The 17,943-nt window shown below is 74.7% G+C and carries 15 protein-coding genes and 1 pseudogene; 6 read left to right on the forward strand and 10 right to left on the reverse strand.

Annotation, left to right across the window (positions count from 1 at the left end; translation table 11 throughout):
- Nucleotides 1–21 precede the first annotated feature (21 nt).
- Nucleotides 22–228 carry a ferredoxin gene (locus ACIA8F_RS19260; RefSeq protein ID WP_399380161.1) on the reverse strand — a complete coding sequence of 69 codons (207 nt, stop codon included), beginning with the start codon at nt 226–228 and terminating at the stop codon, nt 22–24.
- Nucleotides 225–1,415, reverse strand: a complete 1,191-nt coding sequence (locus ACIA8F_RS19265; RefSeq protein WP_399380163.1) for a cytochrome P450 — start codon at nt 1,413–1,415, stop codon at nt 225–227. Before ACIA8F_RS19265 ends, ACIA8F_RS19260 begins: the two co-directional genes overlap by 4 nt.
- Nucleotides 1,416–1,672: 257 nt before the next feature.
- Between ACIA8F_RS19265 and ACIA8F_RS19270 the strand changes: the two genes are divergently transcribed.
- On the forward strand, nt 1,673–1,831 hold the full coding sequence (locus ACIA8F_RS19270) for a hypothetical protein (RefSeq protein ID WP_399380165.1): 159 nt from the start codon (nt 1,673–1,675) through the stop codon (nt 1,829–1,831).
- On the opposite strand, the gene ACIA8F_RS19275 is transcribed toward ACIA8F_RS19270, so the two are convergent.
- Nucleotides 1,832–2,170 (reverse strand): thioredoxin family protein, encoded by a 339-nt coding sequence (locus tag ACIA8F_RS19275; RefSeq protein WP_399380166.1) that lies wholly within the window; start codon nt 2,168–2,170, stop codon nt 1,832–1,834.
- 95 nt (nt 2,171–2,265) lie between these two features.
- Here ACIA8F_RS19275 and ACIA8F_RS19280 point away from each other — a divergent pair, with 95 nt between their 5' ends.
- Nucleotides 2,266–2,535: a hypothetical protein gene (locus tag ACIA8F_RS19280; RefSeq protein ID WP_399380167.1), complete on the forward strand. Its 270-nt coding sequence runs from the start codon at nt 2,266–2,268 to the stop codon at nt 2,533–2,535.
- A gap of 64 nt (nt 2,536–2,599) precedes the next feature.
- Here ACIA8F_RS19280 and ACIA8F_RS19285 read toward each other — a convergent pair whose 3' ends face one another.
- Nucleotides 2,600–2,974, reverse strand: a complete 375-nt coding sequence (locus ACIA8F_RS19285; RefSeq protein ID WP_399380169.1) for a hypothetical protein — start codon at nt 2,972–2,974, stop codon at nt 2,600–2,602.
- A gap of 202 nt (nt 2,975–3,176) precedes the next feature.
- On the opposite strand from ACIA8F_RS19285, the gene ACIA8F_RS19290 reads away from it, so the two are divergent.
- Together ACIA8F_RS19290 and ACIA8F_RS19295 are read left to right on the forward strand one after the other, a co-directional pair.
- Nucleotides 3,177–3,536, forward strand: coding sequence for a YciI family protein (locus tag ACIA8F_RS19290; protein ID WP_327251158.1), 360 nt, complete (start codon nt 3,177–3,179; stop codon nt 3,534–3,536).
- 99 nt (nt 3,537–3,635) lie between these two features.
- Nucleotides 3,636–4,865, forward strand: a complete 1,230-nt coding sequence (locus tag ACIA8F_RS19295) for an RNA polymerase sigma factor (RefSeq protein ID WP_399380171.1) — start codon at nt 3,636–3,638, stop codon at nt 4,863–4,865.
- A 72-nt stretch (nt 4,866–4,937) separates the two neighbouring features.
- Here the strand turns inward: ACIA8F_RS19295 and ACIA8F_RS19300 are convergent, their stop codons facing one another.
- The 4 genes from ACIA8F_RS19300 to ACIA8F_RS19315 form a co-directional block, all read right to left on the reverse strand.
- A complete protein-coding gene (locus ACIA8F_RS19300; RefSeq protein ID WP_399380173.1) occupies nt 4,938–6,440 on the reverse strand; it encodes a condensation domain-containing protein in 1,503 nt (500 codons plus the stop codon).
- A 173-nt stretch (nt 6,441–6,613) separates the two neighbouring features.
- On the reverse strand, nt 6,614–7,636 hold the full coding sequence (locus ACIA8F_RS19305) for an ABC transporter ATP-binding protein (RefSeq protein ID WP_399380174.1): 1,023 nt from the start codon (nt 7,634–7,636) through the stop codon (nt 6,614–6,616).
- Nucleotides 7,633–10,434, reverse strand: coding sequence for a hypothetical protein (locus ACIA8F_RS19310; RefSeq protein ID WP_399380176.1), 2,802 nt, complete (start codon nt 10,432–10,434; stop codon nt 7,633–7,635). The genes ACIA8F_RS19305 and ACIA8F_RS19310 overlap by 4 nt, the downstream gene beginning before the upstream one ends.
- On the reverse strand, nt 10,431–13,769 hold the full coding sequence (locus ACIA8F_RS19315) for an FtsX-like permease family protein (protein ID WP_399380177.1): 3,339 nt from the start codon (nt 13,767–13,769) through the stop codon (nt 10,431–10,433). The genes ACIA8F_RS19310 and ACIA8F_RS19315 overlap by 4 nt, the downstream gene beginning before the upstream one ends.
- Nucleotides 13,770–14,057: 288 nt before the next feature.
- On the opposite strand from ACIA8F_RS19315, the gene ACIA8F_RS19320 reads away from it, so the two are divergent.
- Complete coding sequence (locus ACIA8F_RS19320) at nt 14,058–14,771, forward strand: ABC transporter ATP-binding protein (protein WP_399380381.1); 714 nt, start codon at nt 14,058–14,060, stop codon at nt 14,769–14,771.
- Nucleotides 14,772–14,858: 87 nt separating this feature from the next.
- Nucleotides 14,859–15,278: pseudogene (locus ACIA8F_RS19325) on the forward strand (LuxR C-terminal-related transcriptional regulator); the annotation flags it as partial.
- A gap of 36 nt (nt 15,279–15,314) precedes the next feature.
- Here ACIA8F_RS19325 and ACIA8F_RS19330 read toward each other — a convergent pair.
- Entirely contained in the window at nt 15,315–15,818 is a 504-nt protein-coding gene (locus ACIA8F_RS19330; RefSeq protein WP_399380179.1) for a GNAT family N-acetyltransferase, read from the reverse strand.
- Nucleotides 15,819–15,889: 71 nt separating this feature from the next.
- Nucleotides 15,890–17,812 carry a helix-turn-helix domain-containing protein gene (locus ACIA8F_RS19335; RefSeq protein ID WP_399380181.1) on the reverse strand — a complete coding sequence of 641 codons (1,923 nt, stop codon included), beginning with the start codon at nt 17,810–17,812 and terminating at the stop codon, nt 15,890–15,892.
- Nucleotides 17,813–17,943: the final 131 nt, after the last annotated feature.

A 17,943-nucleotide genomic window follows, 5' to 3' on the forward strand; every position in this document is an offset into this window, starting at 1 on the left:
CCGCCGGGCCGCCGCTCTCGCTCAGGCCTCCTCGACGCTGATCGCCGACACCGGGCAGGCCCGGGCGGCCTCCCGCAGCAGCGGGCTGCCGGCGCCGTCCTCGCGCCCCGGCAGCAGGGTGCCGAAACCGTCCTCGTCCTGGGTGAACACGGCCGGAGCGGTCAGCGCGCACTGCCCGGCCCCGATGCAGCGGTCCGTGTCCACGGAGACCCGGCTCACCCCGCTCACCACGCCACGGGGAGTTCGAGCATGCCCTGGATGGTGTCGCCGGGCTTGAAGGGGATCCGGTCCGGCTCGGTCGCCAACCGCAGACCGGGGAGCCGTGCGAAGAGGGTGCCGAGCGCGATCTCCATCTCCGCGCGGGCCAGGTTCTGGCCCAGGCACTGGTGGATGCCGAAGCCGAAGGCCAGGTGGTGCCGGGTGGGGCGGTGCCAGTCCAGGGTGTCGGGCTCGGTGAAGACGGCCTCGTCGCGGTTGATCACGGAGGTGGAGAAGATCACCCCGTCGTCGGCGCGAATGGTCGCGCCGCCGATCTCGATGTCCTCGGCCGCCACCCGCAGCATGCCGTCCGCGATCGACAGGAAACGCATCAGCTCCTCCACCGCCGCAGGCAGCAGGGACGGCTCGGCCCGCAGCTCGGCCAGCTGCTCGGGGTGGCTGAGCAGGGTGAACGTACCCAACGAGATCATGTTGGCGGTGGTCTCGTGCCCCGCGATGAGCAGGATCGCGGCCAGCGCGACCAGTTCCTCCACATCCGTCTCGCCGGTTTCGAGGCGCCGCACGATCAGCTCGTCGAGCAGCCCCTCGCCCGGGTGCTCGCGCTTGTGGCCGATGAGCTCGCGCAAGTAGCCGTCGAGCTGCTCCCGGGCGTCTTCGACGTCGGCGGGTTCCGGGCCGCGCAGCAGCCGCCGCGACTGGCTCTCGAAGAACTCGTGGTCCTCGTACGGCACTCCGAGCAGGGCGCAGATCACCATCGACGGCACCGGCAGGGCGAAGGCGCCGACCAGTTCCGCGGCGGGCCCGGCGGCGGTCATCGCGTCGATCAGCCGGTCCACGGTCTCCTGGATCCGGGGGCGCAGGGCCGCGGTGCGCCCCAGGGAGAAGCTCGGGATCAGCATCCGGCGCTGGGTGTTGTGGACCGGGTCGTCGACACCGAGCAGGGCGGCGCGCCGATTGCTCAGCCCCCTGAACCGCCTGGTGGGGGCGGGAAAGGAGAGGTTCTGCCGGTCGGCGGAGAGCCGGCCGTCGGAGAGCAGGGCACGCGCCTCGGCGTGCCCGGAGACCACCCACACGGAGCGGCCGTCGAAGAGGGTGACCCGGGAGAGCGGCCGGCCCGTCCGCAGTGGCGCGTAGGCCGCCGGCGGGTGGTAGGGGCAGGTCCGGTCCTGGGGGAACGCAATGGTCTTCTCGGACATACAGCACCTCGCACGCGATGGTTCCGTTTCGCCGGGATCCATTACATGCCTAAGGCACCTATCCGATCCACGGGACTTTCGGCCAGATCGTGCGCTTCGCCCGGATGGCGGAAGCGGAGCGCGCCGGGGGGTGCCTGGGGGCTATCCGAACGGCGAAAGCGGCCACGCCTACGGTGGGTTCGACGGGGCGCCGACCGGCGGGCGCCCCCTGCACGCCCCTCGGAGACGAAGTAGCGCTGGGCGGCGTGGTCCTTCCCATGATCTTCATGATCGGAGTGCTGGTGGTGTGTGTCGCCATCGCTCATTTCCAGCCGGAGGACAAGCGGGTCGGCTGCCTTCTGGTCGCGGGCGGCCTTCTCTCGGTGTGCGTGGTCACGCTCGCCGGGTTGTTGCTCGCCGTGAACACGGGCACCTGATCAAAGCCGGGCGTCCAGGAACGCCCGGAGCTGCTCCGCCGTCATCGGACCCGCCTGGGTGGCCACCGGCTCGCCGCCCGCGATGAGGACGGCGGTCGGCGCGCCCGTCACCTCGTACCGCTTGGTCTGCGCGGGGCAGCGGCCGATGTCCACGCGCACCGCCGTCAGCCGGGTCCCGTACTCCTGCGCCAGAGCGGCGACGACCGTGTCCATCGCGCGGCAGGGCTCCAGGGCCTTCGGCCAGCTGCCGCAGAAGTAGGCGAGCACCGGTCCGTCGGTCATGCGGAGGATGAAGTCGAACTCCTGGTCCTCCAGTGGCTGGTGTACCCGACGTGCCATGGGATGCTGCTCCGCTTCGTGTGCCGTGCGATCCGAACGGCTCCCATCATCGCCGCTCGGGCCCGTTGTCAGTGCCGTCTGTGAAGCTGACCGGTATGGACGACAGGATGCTCCGGCGCCGGGTCTACGGCGCCGACCACGACGACCCCGACCCGGGTCCGCTCCCGGGGCACGCCTACGGAGAGCTCGTGGGCGGGCCCCTCGACGGGCTGCTGCTCGACATCACGGGCTGGAGCGGCCCGCAGCTCGCCGAGGAGGCCCGGCTCCCCACGGAGATAGGGCGGTACGGTCCCGGCGGCCGGGCCCACTACCGCCGTCGCGCCGCCGATCCCGCCCACTGGGACTGGACGGGCGACAGCCGCTGACGCCGGGGCGCTGGGACGGGGGATGGCGGGACGGGGGGATGGCGGGGCGGCCGGCGAGGCCGTCTCAGCCCGCCGCGTTCCGGCCGACCCGGCGCGCCCACAGCACCAGCGGCACCTGGAGCGGCAGCCGGCCCAGGGCCACGGCCCGCTGGGCGGGGGAGCGGTGGCGGGCGTCGGCGGCCATCTTGACGTTCGCGGGGAACACCCCGACGAAGAACGCCGCCGTGGCCAGCGCCGCGACCCGGCGCGTGCGCGGGTGGGCCACCCCGGCCGCCAGGGCGAGCTCCGCCGCGCCGCTCGCGTACGTCCACCGGCGCGGGCTGCCGGGCAGCGAGCGCGGCACGATCGCGTCGAACTGCTTCGGGACGACGGCGTGCGCCACCGCCGCGCCCGCCAGCAGACCGGCGAGCAGGAGCGGTGAGGAAGGCATGCGCGGCATCGGGAATCCTCTCGGAGGGGCCTGGGCCCGGCGATCCTACTCGCCGGTAGCTCATGGTGGGGCGGAGACCGGAATCCCGGTCCTCACGCGCGTCCCGAAAATCTCCGAAGATTTTTCCGGGAAGCTGTCGATCCCGGCGTCTCCCGTTCGACGCAGGAGTGAGAGACGGGGAACGACCCCGCCCCACCACCGAGGAGTCACCATGCCGCGCTTCCTTTCGATGATCCGCATCGACGAGCAGAACCTCACCCCCGACACCCCCTTCCCCGCGGACTTCAACGACCGCATGGGCGCCCTGATGGAGGAGATCACCAAGGCCGGAGTCATGCTCGACACCGCCGGCCTGCTCCCCACCTCCGAGGGGACCCGGGTCACCTGGTCCGGCGGGAAGCTCAGCTACACCGACGGACCCTTCACCGAGACCAAGGAGGTCGTCGGCGGGTACGCCCTCATGCAGTGCAAGGACAAGGACGAGGCGCTGGAGTGGACCAAGCGCTTCCTGGAGATCCACCCCGAGAACTGGACGGTCGGCGCCGAGCTCCGCCAGCTCGACGGAAGCTGACGGGCAGCGCGGCGCGGCGACGGGCCCGTCCCGCGCCGCCCGTCCCGCGCCGTTTGCCCTGCCTCGTCATGGCTGCTCTGATGGGTAGCCGTGACGGCAGTGAGTACGACCCGAGCGGTCGAAGCGGTGTTCAGGATCGAGTCCGCGCGGATCATCGCGGGTGTCGCCCGGATCGTGCGGGACGTCGGCATCGCCGAGGAGATCACCCAGGACGCGCTGGTCGCGGCGCTGGAACAGTGGCCGGCCTCCGGCGTGCCCGACAGGCCGGGGGCCTGGCTGGTGGCCACCGCCAAACACCGGGCCATCGACCTCGTCCGCCGCAAGGAGACCTACGCCCGCAAGCTCGCCGAGGTGGGCCGCACCCTGGAGGACGTACCGCCGCCCGAGGAGGAGCCCGGGCTCGCGGACCCCGAGTCCATCGACGACGACCTGCTGCGGCTGATCTTCACCGCCTGCCACCCCGTCCTCGCCACCGAAGCCCGCATCGCGCTGACCCTGCGGCTGATGGGCGGCCTGACCACCCAGGAGATCGCCCGCGCCTTCCTCTGCCCCGAACCGACCGTCGCCCAGCGCATCGTCCGGGCGAAGCGGGCGCTCGCGAAGGCCGCGGTGCCCTTCGAGGTCCCGTACGGAGCCGACCGCGAAGAGCGCCTCGCCTCCGTGCTGGAGGTCATCTACCTAGTCTTCAACGAGGGCTACTCCGCGACCGCCGGCGACGACCTCGTCCGCCCCGCCCTGTGCGAGGACGCCCTGCGCCTCGCCCGGGTGCTGGCCGGGCTGATGCCCAAGGAGCCCGAGGTGCACGGCCTGGCCGCGCTGCTGGAGTTCCAGGCCTCGCGCATCGCCACCCGCACCGGCCCCGACGGGGAGCCGGTGCTGCTCGCCGACCAGAACCGGTCCAGGTGGAACCGGCTGCTGATCCGCCGCGGAGTCGAAGCCCTGCACCGCGCGGGCACCGGCCCCTACTCCCTCCAGGCCGCCATCGCAGGCTGTCACGCCGACGCCGTCCGCTACGAGGACACCGACTGGCCCACGATCGCCGCCCTGTACGGACGGCTCGTCCTGCTGATCCCCTCGCCGGTGATCGAGCTCAACCGGGCGGTGGCCGTCTCCATGGCCGAGGGCCCGGCGGCGGCGCTGCCCCTGGTCGACGCCCTGGCGGCGGAACCCGCCCTGCGCTCCTACCACTTGCTGCCGAGCGTGCGGGGAGACCTGCTGGAGCGGCTCGGCCGCCCGACGGAGGCCCGCGCGGAGTTCGAACGCGCCGCCTCCCTCACGCGCAACGCCCGCGAGCAGGACCTGCTGCGCGCCCGCGCCGCCCGCCTCTGAGACGTGCTGCCGGGCGGCTCGCGGGGATCGAACGTCGCGGGATCGGCCGTCGCGGGATCGGCCGTCGCGGGATCAGCCGCGCCGGGCGAACGCGGCCACGTCGAGCGGGGTGCGGTCCGGCCGGCGCGGCGGGGTCAGCGCGATGGGGCGGCGCAGCGATCCGTGCCGGGCGATCTCCCGGACCGTCTCGCGCAGGGCCTCCAGGAAGCCGTCCATGGTGCGGCGGGCGGCCGGTGTGTCCGAGTAGATGGAGTTCATGTGCAGCCCGTCCGTGTCCCGCTGGAACCAGGAACAGGCGCCGTTGGCCTGGGCCGACCACACGTGGGAGGTGGGCCGCCAGTCCTCGTGCCGCTCGGCGCCCGGGCACTTGCGCATGTCGATGTACGAGAAGAAGTTCACCGGGTACGGCCAGGAGCGGGCCGCGAACTCGCGGGGGGCCAGGAGCTCCCAGGCGCGTACGAACGGGACGTCGATGTGGCCGATCATCTCGTTGAAGCCCGCCCGCACCGAGGTCATCACCTGCTCGAAGTCCCGGCCGGGCGAGGCGTCGAACTCGATGGGCATGGTGTTGACGAACCAGCCCACCGAATTGCCCCACCCGGTCCGGCCGCGCTCGCTCACCGGCATGAACCCCCGGTAGACCCCCGGCCCGCCCGCCTCGCGCAGACAGACCGCGACGGCGGCGAGGACGCCCATGAACGGCTTGCCGCCCACCTCCAGACAGGCCTTCTCGAAGACCTCGGCCTCGGCGGCGTCCAGCAGCGGCGAGGCCTCGTTCACGATCGAGTACATCCGTCCCGGCTCCACCCCCAGTTCGAGCGGGAAGCGCGGGAAGAACTCGCCGCCGCCGCTCGCCATGAACTCCTTCCAGTAGCCGAGCCGTTCGTCGTCCGCGTCGATGGAGAGGTACCGGCCCCGCTGCTCCTCGGCGAAGTCGAGATAGCTCGGCGCGGGGGTCTCGTCGGGCAACTCGCCCCGGCGCAGGGCCTCGTAGCCCAGCTCGACCTCCTGGGCCACGATCGGCATCGACATTCCGTCGCAGACGATGTGGTCGAAGGCCAGATAGACGGTCGCGGAGTCCTCGCGCAGGACGGCGCCCATCGTGAACAGCGGCCAGGACAGCGTGTCGATGCTCCGCTTGAACCGCTCGACGAGGAAGCCGGTCAGCTTCTCGGTGCGGTCGAACTCGGCGACCTGGACGGTGTCCAGCGCCAGTTCGGCGGCGGGGATCGGGGCGCACGCCAACTCCCCGGCCAGGCGCCGGAACTCGCAACGCAGCACCTCGTGGCGGCGTACGAACGCCAGCAGCGCGCCGGTCAGGGCGTCCTCGTCCAGCGGGCCCGCGACCTCGAAGGTCACGGCGATCCACGACGCGGTCGGGTCGTCGGCGGCGCGGCTCTCCTCGGCGACGGTGAAGTGCTTGTCCTGGTTGAAGGAGGCCCTTCTGTCCGCGGCGCCGTCCGCGCCGTGGGCTCCGTCAGGGCCGGGGGACTGTGCCCCGGCCGTGGACCTCAACCGCCACTCGACGACCCGGCCGGGTGCCATGTGGTGCATCTCCAGAGGAAACTGCCGCATTCCGTCATCCCTTCGACCCCCGAGTCAACCCCGAGCGCCTAACGACACCCGGGCCACGGAAGTGACGCGCGCCGCGGGGTTCACCGCGGGCGGCGCGGGAGCGCAGGGAAGGCGGCCCCGTGGTACGGGCGCCGGCCCGCGCTCCGGCGGACCCGGCCGGCCCCCGGGGCGGATCAGCCCGCGGCGGCCTCCGGCGCACCCTCCGCACCCTCCGCGCCGGCCGCCGAGGCCGCCTCCGCGTGGGCCGGCGCGTCGTCGGGGCGCAGCTCGATGTGGTCCGCCGCCAGGTCCACCGCCACCCGGTGTTCCATGCCCAGGGCCTCCAGGAACTTCTGCGGCAGCTGCACGCGGCCCGTGCGGTCGAGCATCACGTACTCGCGCTCGCTCACCGATTCGGCGCCGTGCTCGTCGGTGACCGTACGGCGCAGCACCTCGCTGCTGGTGCGGCCGTCGCGCATGGCCACCGTGCGCCGGACCTCGCCCGCGACGAGCGGGTCGTGGGTCACGATGACCACGGTCGCGCCCAGTTCCCGGTTGACGGTGCGGAAGGCCTCGAAGATCGCCCCGCCCGTCTCGGAGTCGAGCTCGCCGGTCGGCTCGTCGGCGAGCAGCACCGCCGGATCGTTGGCCATCGCCACCGCGATGGCCACCCGCTGCTGCTGGCCGCCGGAGAGTTCGGCGGGGCGGCGGTTCGCCAGCTCGCCGATCTCCAGCGCTTCCAGGAGCTCACCGGTTCGGACCGCGTGACGCTTGGCGGCGGCCCGCCGCCCGCCCTTCAACTGCATCGGCAGGGCGATGTTCTGCGCCGTCGTCAGGAAGGGCAGCAGGTTGCGGGCCGTCTGCTGCCAGACGAAGCCGACCGCCTCGCGGCGGTAGCGCAGCCGGTCGCGTGCGGACATCTCCAGCAGGTCGTAGCCGCCGACGCTGGCAGTGCCTGCCGTGGGGACGTCCAGCCCCGCGAGGATGTTCAGCAGCGTGGACTTGCCGCTGCCGGACGCGCCGACCAAGGCCATCAGATCGCCCTGCGCCACGGTCAGTTCCAGACCCTGCAGGGCCTGTACCTCGACCCCGTCCGTGCTGAAGATCCGCACCAGGCGGTCGCAGGAGATGGCCGTGTCCGCCCCGTGCCGGCGGGGTTCGGCGGCGGCCAGGGCCTGCCGCCGCAGCTCCTCGTAGGTGGGCTGATCGCTGTTCACCGCTGGTCTCCCGCTCTCAACTCGGTCGTGATCTGTCGCCTGCCGGAGATCGCCGCCTCCGCGAGCACGGCCCCCGCGACGAGGGCGGCCAGGCCCAGTGCCTGGGTCAGCACGGGCGTGACGAGGACCTGCAGACCGGTCGGCACCCGGGTGCCGACCAGCGTGGACAGGTCCAGGGCCGGGCCCAGCAGCGCGACGGCGCCCGCCGCGAGCAGGGCGCCGCCGAGCGCGGCGGACAGGGCCAGGGGCACCGATTCCACCAGGATCAGCAGGATGCCCTGCCGGGGCCGCAGGCCCATCGTGCGCAGCCGTGCGAGCAGCGCCGCGCGGTCGGGGGCGGCCCGCACCAGGGTCAGCAGGACCGCCAGCAGCGCGAAGCCCGCGGCTCCGGCCAGCGAGGCCCAGAACAGCCGCTCGGCGGAGCGCTGGAGCGGGTCCGAGCCCAGCTCGGCCACCACGGCGGAGCTGGTCTGCACGCGATAGCGCTCCTGGGCGCCCGCCGGATCCGCGGAGCGGACCGCCTCCTCCAGCCGGTGCTGGTCGACCGGACCGAGGGCGAGCCAGGTGTTCGGCAGACCCATCTGCGGTACGGCGGCCAGTACTTGGGGTGCGGGCAGCACCACGGTGGTGGACTTCGCGCCGGGCCGGGCGGGGGTGCCGTCGACCACTCCGACGACCGCGAGCTTCAGCTCCCCGCCGTTGTCGAGCCGCAGCTGGAAGCCGGAGGTGTCGTCCTCGGCGAGGTCCCGGCTGATCAGCGCGGGCACCTTCGCGCCCGAGGTGCCCGCGGCTCCGGCCGCCAGCAGCGCCGGGTCGAACCGGCCGATGCCGGCCGCCGCGGACAGCCTCGCGTACTCCACCGGGTCCGCGACGACCACGGAGATCTGGGTACTGCCCGCCTTGGTGCCGTAGAGGAACACGTTGTCGTCGCTCCACACCTTCACCGAGGACCGTACGCCGGGCAGCGCGGCGGCCGCCTTCGTCAGGGCCTCCGGGAGGGTGCCGTTCGGCGCGGAGACCTGCGCGTCACCGCCGACGGTCGCACGGGCCGCCCCGGAGCGGGCGTCGGCCACCGAGGCGAGCACCGTGGCGCCGAAGCCTCCGGTGGTGACGGCCAGCAGCATGGCGATCAGCGGCAGTACGGAGGGGCGCGCCCGGCCACCGGTGCCCCGCGCGGCGCGCGCCAGCCCGAGGAAGCCGATCAGCCCCGGACCCCGCCCGGCGGCCCGGGCGAGTGCTCCGACCAGGGCGGGCTGGAGCCGGGCCAGCAGCAGGCCGCCGCAGAGCGCGAGCAGCAGCGGGGCCGCGATCAGCAGCGGATCCACCCCGGCGCCGGCCGGGGCCACCCCTCGCGAGCGGACCTCGAACACGGCGGCCGCGGTGGCCGCCAGTGCGAGCAGCTCCGCGACCAGCCGCCGCCGGGGCCCCGGCGGGCGCTTCGGCGACAGCAGCACGAAGGCCCGTACGGGAACGGCCAGCAGCGCCAGGAGCGTGGCGGCCGAGGCGGCGAGCACGGTGGCCGCCGAGCGGGGGGTCGGGAGCAGGACCACGGCGAGCACGGCCGCGAGCGCGGCGGCCGGCAGGACGGTGACGGCGTTCTCGGCGAGGAGCCGGCGCACGATGCCCGCGCGGGAACCGCCGCGGGCCAGCAGGAGCCGCAGCTCGGCCTCCCGCCGGTCCCCGGTGAGCCCGGCCGCCAGGCAGAACACCACGAACGCCACTCCGGCCACTCCGGCCGGGCCCATCGCGGCGAGCGGCGCGGCCGCCTGGCGCCGGGCCTCGGCCAGGGCGAACTGCTCGGGGAGGCGGGAGGTGAGCCTCAGGTCGCTCCGCCCGGTCTCCGCGGTGAGGCGCGTCGCGGTCGGACCGCCGAGGTACGAGGCCACCGCCTTGACGGTGGACGGGAGTTGATCGGCCCGCAGCGTCCCGGTGGCCACCGGGATCCGCCAGAAGTCCCGGTTGTCCCCTTCACCCCACTCGGGGAGCCGGCCGAGTGCCTCCGCGCCGACGAGGGCCTCGGTGCGCCAGAACGCTGAAGGAGGCTGGGTCGTGGTCATGTTGAGGCAGGCACGGAGGAGGCAGGTGTAGTCGGTCCAGTAGTCCTCGGCCTCGTCGTTCGCGGAGTAGAGGCCGACGACCTGCGCCTTCATCGTGGTCAGGTCCCGGCCGGTGGTGGTCTCCAGCACCATGCCGACCCGGATGCCGATGGTCTTCGCGGCGCTCTGCGACAGCGCGACGGGTATGGGACTGCCGGCGGTGGGGCCGGGCGCGCCCGGCCAGTGTCCTTCCACCAGGCGGACGTGCCCGGAGGCCGTGCGCAGATGGTGGAGGCCCAGCTGGGGCGGCACCCCGTCGGGGGCGGCCAGCCCGCGGTTGCCCAGCGGGCGGGCACCCGCGGAGGAACCGTGGACGGGGCCGTCGGGGGCGACGGCGAAACCCGGAGCGGTACGGGAGAGCAGGGTCCCCAGCACCTCGTCCAGGTTCTTCGCGCTCTCCTCCCCATAGCGCGGGCGGGCGGTGACGTACAGGCTGGTCTGGGCCGGCCCGCGCGCCTCCAGGAAGGACCGCAGCGCCTGGTCGGTGCCCCGGTCCATGGCGCGCGGCAGGGCCGCGGAGAGCAGGACGGCGACGAAGGCCAGGGCCGCGCCGAGCAGGGCGCTCAGCGGGGTGGCGCGCAGCCGGGTCCGCACCCAGGGTGCGGGCGGGGGCACGGCGTGCGGGGCGGAACCCGCAGGAGCCGGCGGGGTTGTCCCGCCCGGGGCGCGCCGCTCGGCGTCGGTCGCGGCCGGCCCGGTCATATGTCCTCCACGTGCCGCAGCCGGTCGGCCGGCTTCGAGCGGTTCTGATTGCGCCGGCCGCCGAAGACCGCCGACAGCAGCGGCACGGCGGCGATGGCGGCGGCGAGCAGCAGGGTCCGTCCCGCGGGCAGGTCCACCAGCACCTCGGGCACCGGGCGGCCGGCGGCCGGGGTCAGCACGGTCAGCGGGACGACGAGGTGGACGATGACCACGCCCAGCCCCACCCCGACCGCCGTGCCCAGCCCCACCAGCAGGCAGCTCTCGGCGGTGGCCGTCCGGGCCAGGTCTCGGCGCCGGGCACCCAGCGCCGTCAGCACCGAGAACTCCCGGGCCCGCTCGCGGGCCGCGGCCGCCGCGGAGGCGGCGAAACCGATCGCCGCCAGCACCGCGCAGGCCACCGCGAGCGCGGCCAGGGCGCCCTGCGGGCCCGCGCTGAGTGGATCGTCGAGCAGGGCGGCGGCCACCTCCTCGCGCAGCCGCACCTGCTGGGAGCCCGCGCCGGAGCGGAGTTCGGCGGCGGCGCGGGCCGGGGCCGGGTCGTCGGCGGAGGTGGCCGGCAGCCACCATTCGCCGGGCGTCGGCAGCTCCCGGCCGCCCGCGGCGAGCAGCCGGGCCGCGGTGTCCAGGTCGACGGCGATCGCGGTGTCGCCGGCCACCGGCAGCGAGCCGACCGCGGCGGTGACCCGGACCGGGACGGTGACGTCGTCCAGCTTGACCGGCACGAGATCGCCCACGCCCGCGCCGATCGCGGACAGGTACGTCCGGGTGGCGATCCCGGGAATCCCGGAGGCCGGAGCCGGCCCCGGCGTCAAAGCGGCCTGGACACCGCCGCGTTCACCGGAACCGTCCCGGTAGCGCAGCTTGACCAGGGCCGGACTGCTCGGCGCGGGCTGGGAGCCCGGGAGCAGTTCGACGGACGGGGCGCCGTCGTTGAGCGGCGGGGCCGCCACCTTCCAGTCGGGTGCGGGCACCGCGACCGGAGCCGCCGCGCCGTCCCGGGTCTGGGCGACCGCGAGGCCGCGTACGGTCAGCTCGTCGAAGATCTTGACCGTCTCACCGGGCTTCCCGGAGCCGTTCGCGGCGCCGGGCTCGGCGTTCGGATCGGTTCCGGGGAGCGGGCCCTCCCGGTCGTACGAGAACACGAGCCCGGCCACGCTCAGCGGGGTCGCGGCCGATCCGACGGGGGCGCCGAGCATCGCGCCGACGTGTACCGAGACGGTGGCGTCACCGCTGTCCGGGAGCTGCATCATCGGGGCCCGGTAGGTGATGCCGAACCGGTCGCGCAGCAGCAGTCCGAGGCCGGGGCGGCCGCCCGCGCCGGTGGGGCGTACGGAGACCGAGAGGTCGATGCGTTCCGGGTGGCCGGGCAGGGGGATGCCGGAGGCGGGGGCCGCGGACCGGGAGGCGGTGGCCAGCGGGGCGAACAGCTCCCGCATGCCGCGCCCGTCGCGCAGGTCCGCCCGCAGGGCGAGCCGGTCGGCGGCCGCCGCGTCCAGCGCCATCACCTGGCCCGTGCGCCCGCCCGGCAGCTCCTGCCGGGCCCGGAGCACCGGCAGGACGCGCTCCCCGCCGGGCAGCGCCGCGTACCGGCCGCCCCGGCCCAGCGCGGGCACGTCGCTGTGGGAGATCAGCAGGCCCCCGGCGGTCGTGAAGTCCGCCTGGTCGCGCTGGGACTCGGACCACGCGGTGTGCTGACCCAGGGCCAGGATCCCGCTGGACACCGCGAGGACGAGCAGCAGCACCGGCCCTGTGGCCCGCCTCGGCCGGCGGGCCAGCTGCCAGCCGACGAGCGCCGGCCCCAGCCCCCGGCCCCGGGCGGCGATCCGCGCGCCGAGCCGCGCCACGAAGGGCAGCAGGCGCAGCACGAGCAAGGTGCCCGCGCACAGCGCCAGCGTCGGGGCGGCGACCAGGACCGGGTCCACGCCGAACAGCCCGTCGGACCGTGCGGCCGGGCCGGAGCCGCCCGCGCCGTAGCGGGAGAGCTGCTCGTAGGCGAGTACGGCCAGGGCCACCAGCGCCAGGTCCGCGCCGGAGCGGGCGGCCCCGGCGACGAGCGCCTGGCGGCGGCCGGTCCGGTGCAGGGCGGCCGCGGCGGCGCCCCGCAGGACGACCGGGAGGGTGGTCAGCAGGACGCATCCCAGGGCGCAGCCCGCGGCGACGGGCCACAGCAGCCAGCTCCGGGTGACCGTGAACGGGACGTGCGCCAGCGAGCCGTAGCCGCCGAGCAGGCGCAGCAGCGGCGGGGTCAGCAGGGGAGCGAGCAGGGCGGCGGGCAGTGCCAGCAGCAGCGACTGGGCCGCGGTCAGGGCGCCGAGCCTGCCGCGGGAGGCGCCGCGCGCGGCGAGCAGGGCGCGCTCGCCCTCCTGGCGCTCCGTCAGCAGGTGCGAGACGAGCACCAGCGCCGCCCCGGCGAGCACGGCCAGTTGCAGCGCGCCGACCAGCAGGGTGGAGCGGGCGACGGTCAGGCCCGAGTGCAACTCGCCGAGCAGCGCCGCAAGCTCGGTCGACGGAGCGAGCCCGGAGCTGCCCTGGAGCTGCTTCAGGGCCTTGGCGGCCCGGCCGCGGACCGCCTCGGCTCCGGCCGCGTCCACGGTGGAGAAGTCCGCGGTGAGGAGCACGGCGCGGCTGTCCTGGACCAGCCCGCCCGCGGTGAAGGCGGAGTCGTCCACCAGGAGCGGCCCGTACGTGGCGAAGCCGGCGACCTGGAGCCCGCGCGCACCGAGCGGATCGAGCCGCCAGTACGGGGAGTCAGGCTCGGCCGCCCGGTAGACGCCCGTCACCAGCACGCTCAGCGGGGAGCCGCCGTACCGGTCGTCGAGCCGCACCTGCGCGGGCAGCGCGCCCTCGGTGAGCCCGAGCCGGTCCAGCGCCGCCTTCGGCACGGCCACCGGGACCGGGCCGCCGCGGTCGGAGACCGGTCCCGCGACGGGCTGCGGCCAGGTGCCCGCGAGGAGCCGTACGCGGTCCTGGGCGAAGGCGGCCAGCAGGGTCAGATCGGCGTCCTTGCCGGGGGTGTGCGGGCCGGGCAGCCCGTACGAACGGCTGCGCGCCACGCTCTCGGCACCGGCCGGGAGCCGGCCGAACAGCTCGCGCGCGAAGCCCCGTACCGCCTCGTCGTCCTTGGCGCGGTCGGCCGCCGGGTGCGAACCGGTGACCAGGACGGTGCCGCGCGCGAGACCGGGACCCTGGAGGGCCTGGCGCAGTCCGGCGTCGCCCACTCCGCGGGTGAACGCGAAGAGCGCGGTGAGCACGGTCGTGGTGATCAAAACGGTCAGCAGCACGGCGGCTGCGAGCGGCAATCGCCCGCGCAGCCGGCGCACGACGAAGCCGAGCATGTGCCTGTTCCTCCCCCGCACCGGACTGGTGCCCCCGGATATCGGACGATGCTGCCAGATTCGAACAGATAGCGGAAGGGACTTGCGTGAGTGGTGCAACGGATGAACAAATCGTCCGGACGGGACCGCAAGAACGCCGTTTTCGTCCGTTCATCCGCTTGGAGGGGGAGCCGCAGCATGACGCAGGACCAGGAACGGCGACAGGAACCGGGACGCGCACCGGAGCAGGACGCCGGGGCGGCGTCGGCGCTGACGACGTCGCCGACCGTGGCGCCGGTGGTGGCGCCGATGGTGGTGGTGCACGAGGTACGGCGCAGTTTCGGGACGGGCGAGCAGGCGGTGCACGCCCTGCGCGGCGTGTCCTTCGAGGTCCGCCGCGGCGAACTCACCGCGCTCAAGGGGCGGTCCGGCTCCGGCAAGACCACCCTGCTGAACCTGGTCGGCGGCCTCGACACCCCGACCGCCGGCAGCGTCGCCCTCGACGGCACCGACCTGGCCGGCCTCGACGAGGACGGCCGCCTCGCGCTGCGCCGCGACCGGATCGGCTTCGTCTTTCAGTCCTTCGGCCTGATCCCCGCCCTGACCGCCGCCGAGAACGTCGGCGTCCCGATGCGACTGCGCAAGGTACCGGCCAAGCAGCGCGAGGAACGCGCCCGCACCCTGCTCGCCCTCGTCGGGCTCTCCGAGCACACCGAGCAGCGCCCCGGCGAACTCTCGGGCGGCCAGCAGCAGCGGGTCGCCGTGGCCCGCGCCCTCGCCAACGAGCCCGACCTGATCATCGCCGACGAGCCGACCGGCCAGCTCGACTCCGACACGGGCCGGCAGATCATGCGGCTGCTGCGCGCGGTGGTGCGCAGCGAGGGGGTCACCGCACTCGTCGCCACGCACGACCCGGCGCTGATGGAACTGGCGGACCGGGTGGTGGAACTGCGCGACGGGCGCATCGTCGAGGCCCCGCCGCAGGACGCACCGGCTTCCGGGGAGCCGGCCGCGGCTCCGTAGGCCCTGCGGCGGCTACTCGGTGTGCAGGGCCGCTGCGATGGTCATCCGGGCCGCCGAGCGGGCCGGGACCAGCGCCCCCAGGACGGCGACCTCGACCAGTACGTCTACGCCGCCCTCGCCGCCGGAGCCAGTGGCTTCCTGCTCAAGGACGTCACCCCCGAGCACCTCGCCAACGCCGTACGCCTGGTCGACACGGGCGACGCGCTGCTCTCCCCGTCGATCACCCGCCGGCTGGTGGAGCGCTGCGCCTCGGCAGCGGCCGCGCGCGAGGGAGGCGGCCCGGCATCCCACCCCGACCTGGACGCCCTCACCCCGCGGGAGCGGGAGGTGCTCACCCTCATGGGCCACGGACTGTCCAACACGGAACTGGCCCGGGAGTTCACGCTCAGCGAGGCCACCGTGAAGACCCATGTGGCCCGGATCTTCGCCAAGCTGAGCCTGCGCGACCGCGCCCAGGCGGTCGTCCTGGCCTACGAGACGGGCCTGGTCACCCCGGGGACGGCGTAGGGGAGTTCCGCGCGGACCTCCCCGGCCGGCCCGGTGTCACGGCAGCTCGCGGGTGAGCCATACGTGCTCACCGCGATCGTCCGTGGCGACGCGGTGCCGCTCGAAGCCGAGCTTCTCGAGAACGCGCAGCGACGGCGTGTTCCACGTGCCGACGGTCGACCAGAGCCGCTTCCGCCCGGTCGCGGTGGCCGCATCGACCACCGCCCGGGCCGCCTCGGTGGCGTAGCCGTGCCCGTGCACGCTCTGGAAGAGCTCGTAGGCGATCTCCGGCTCGTCCAGGGTGGAGCGGCCGATGATCAGCCCGCAGTAGCCGATGAAATCGCCTTCCTCACGGCGCTGGACGGGCAGGAGAGCGATCCCCGTGCTCTCCGTCGCGGCAAGCAGCCCTGCGATGGCCGTCTGGATGTGTTCAACGGTGCCCACCCCTTTGCCGCGTTCGGCCACCAGATCACGGAACGCGGCGGCGTCCGACTCGACCCAAGGCCGCAGTATCAGCCGCTCGGTTTCGAGGTGGTAGGCCATCGTCTCGTACGTAGTCATGCTCCTCACTCTGCCCCACGGATCACTGCACACCACACCACCGGCGGAGTGCAGGAGGCGTGCCTCTCGGATCAGGCTGCGGGTGGGCCGGAGGCCGCCAGGAGGTGCAGGCGCAGGGCGAGTTGGATCTCCAGGGCGCGGGCGGGGGAGTTCCAGTCCTCGCCCAGGAGCCGGCCGATCCGGTCGAGGCGCTGCACGACGGTGTTCACGTGGATGTGCAGGGCCTCCTTGGCCTTGGAGAGGCTCGCTCCGTGGACGTAGTAGGCCTGGAGGGTGCGGACCAGCTCGGTGCCGCGCTGGGCGTCGTAGCCGATGACGGGGCCGAGCACCCGGTCGACGTAGCCGCCGACGTCCCCGTGGTCCCCGAGCAGCAGGCCGACGAAGCCCAGGTCCGGCAGGGCGGCACCGTGGCCGGTGTGGCCCAGCGCGTGCAGGGCCCGCAGGCAGCGTACGGCCTCGGCGTACACGGCCGGCAGTCCGCCGGGGTCGCCGGCCGGTCCGGCGGAGCCCACGGTGACGGGCGTGCCCAGCACCTGCCCCAGCTCGGCCGCCAGGGAGCGGGCGAGGTGCCCGGGCTGCCCGGCCGGGGCGAGCAGTACGACGTGCCCCTCGTGCAGCCCGGCCAGACCGTCGAGGGCGCGGGCGCGGCGGGCCGCCTCCGTCGACAGCCGGGGCCGCAGCGCCGCGTCGCAGTGCAGCACCAGGAGGGAGTGGGGGCGTGCGAGGTCCACGCCGAGTTTGCGGGCCCGGATCCGGCGGCTGCCGGTGTCGGGGGCGTGCCCCGGGCTCCGCGGGGTGAGCAGATCGCTGAGGAGTTCGCCGCGCACCCGGTCCTCGGCGTGGGCCACCGAGCGGCGGAGCAGCAGGAGCAGCGCGGTGACCAGGCCGGTCCGCTCGAACAGCCGCCGGTCGCTGTCCGACAGGTCGGTCCGGCCCGTCAGGGCGATGCTGCCGAGGAGTTCGGGCCCGGCCAGGACCGCGCAGACCCACACCCCGTCGACCGGAACGGCCCGGCCGCCTGAACGCGAGGCCGCCACACCCCGGGTGGGCGCGCCGATCGGCTCGGTGGCGACCCGGGCCAGCTCGGCGCCGTCGGCGTCGTGCACCACCAGCCCGCCCCGCAGCAGCGCGGCCACCTCCCGGGCCACATCGGTGACGTCCCCGCCGCGCAGCACCAGATCGGTGAGCCGGTCGTGGGTCTCGGTGGCCAGCCTCGCGGCCTCGCTGTGGGCACGGGCGGTCTCGGTGGCGGCGTTCAGCTCGACCAGCGCCGTCCGGGTCTCCTCCAGCAGCCGCGCCCCGTCGATCGCGACGGCCGCGTGGTCGGCCAGCGAGGAGAGCAGCGCGACCGCGTCGGGGGCGAACTCGCGCACCGACCGGTCGGCTGCGTAGAGCACCCCGATGACGTGCGAGGCGACGCGCAGCGGCACCCCGAGGATGCCCCGCAGCCCCTCCTCGCGCACCCCGGCGTCGATGGTGCTGGTGTGCCGGAAGCGGTCGTCGGCGCGGTAGTCGGAGCTGGCGTACGGACGCGCCGTCTGCGCGACGAGACCGCCGAGGCCCTCGCCCATGCCGAGGCGCAGCTGCTGGAAGGCGGCGGAGACGGAGCCGTCGGTGACGCGCATGAACGTATCGCCCACGACGGGGTCGTTGAGGGTGAGGTAGGCGCAGTCCGTGCCGAGCAGGGTCCGGGCGCGCCGCACGATGGCCCGCAGCACCGCGTCGAGATCGCGCAGCGCCGCGAGGTCGCCGGCGGTGTCGAACAGGGCGGTGAGCTCCGCCTCGCGCCTGCGGTGCTGGTCGAGCGTGCGCCGGATGTCCAGGGCGACCCGGGTCGCCTCCTCCACGAGGGCCTGGCCGTCGGCCCCGGCACCGGCGGTACGGGCCTGCGCGCCGGGCAGTGCGAACTGCTCGACGGGCGCGCCCTGGGCGAGCAGGTCCAGGAGCTGCCGCAATGCGGCCGCGGGCGCGGTGGGATCGTTCACGGGGGCCATGCTGGCAGCCCTTCGCTCCGGGGCGGCGAGCGGGTCCGCCCGCCGGACCGGAGGAACCGGTCACGGCGGGCGGCCCGTCGGGCGGCCGGCCCGTCGGGCGGGCGGACGCGGGCGGACGGACTCAGGCGGAC

The sequence above is a fragment of the Streptomyces sp. NPDC051563 genome (assembly GCF_044454225.1).
In the GTDB taxonomy this organism is placed as follows: domain Bacteria; phylum Actinomycetota; class Actinomycetes; order Streptomycetales; family Streptomycetaceae; genus Streptomyces.

What these genes read in the sequence shown, in the direction of transcription:
- ACIA8F_RS19265 (WP_399380163.1), bottom strand. Translation starts at nt 1,415, where the DNA reads ATGTCCGAGAAGACCATTGCGTTCCCCCAGGACCGGACCTGCCCCTAC.
- ACIA8F_RS19270 (WP_399380165.1), top strand. Translation starts at nt 1,673, where the DNA reads ATGATCTTCATGATCGGAGTGCTGGTGGTGTGTGTCGCCATCGCTCAT.
- ACIA8F_RS19275 (WP_399380166.1), bottom strand. Translation starts at nt 2,170, where the DNA reads ATGGCACGTCGGGTACACCAGCCACTGGAGGACCAGGAGTTCGACTTC.
- ACIA8F_RS19280 (WP_399380167.1), top strand. Translation starts at nt 2,266, where the DNA reads ATGGACGACAGGATGCTCCGGCGCCGGGTCTACGGCGCCGACCACGAC.
- ACIA8F_RS19285 (WP_399380169.1), bottom strand. Translation starts at nt 2,974, where the DNA reads ATGCCGCGCATGCCTTCCTCACCGCTCCTGCTCGCCGGTCTGCTGGCG.
- ACIA8F_RS19290 (WP_327251158.1), top strand. Translation starts at nt 3,177, where the DNA reads ATGCCGCGCTTCCTTTCGATGATCCGCATCGACGAGCAGAACCTCACC.
- ACIA8F_RS19300 (WP_399380173.1), bottom strand. Translation starts at nt 6,440, where the DNA reads ATGCGGCAGTTTCCTCTGGAGATGCACCACATGGCACCCGGCCGGGTC.
- ACIA8F_RS19310 (WP_399380176.1), bottom strand. Translation starts at nt 10,434, where the DNA reads ATGACCGGGCCGGCCGCGACCGACGCCGAGCGGCGCGCCCCGGGCGGG.
- ACIA8F_RS19315 (WP_399380177.1), bottom strand. Translation starts at nt 13,769, where the DNA reads ATGCTCGGCTTCGTCGTGCGCCGGCTGCGCGGGCGATTGCCGCTCGCA.
- ACIA8F_RS19320 (WP_399380381.1), top strand. Translation starts at nt 14,058, where the DNA reads ATGGTGGTGGTGCACGAGGTACGGCGCAGTTTCGGGACGGGCGAGCAG.
- ACIA8F_RS19330 (WP_399380179.1), bottom strand. Translation starts at nt 15,818, where the DNA reads ATGACTACGTACGAGACGATGGCCTACCACCTCGAAACCGAGCGGCTG.
- ACIA8F_RS19335 (WP_399380181.1), bottom strand. Translation starts at nt 17,812, where the DNA reads ATGGCCCCCGTGAACGATCCCACCGCGCCCGCGGCCGCATTGCGGCAG.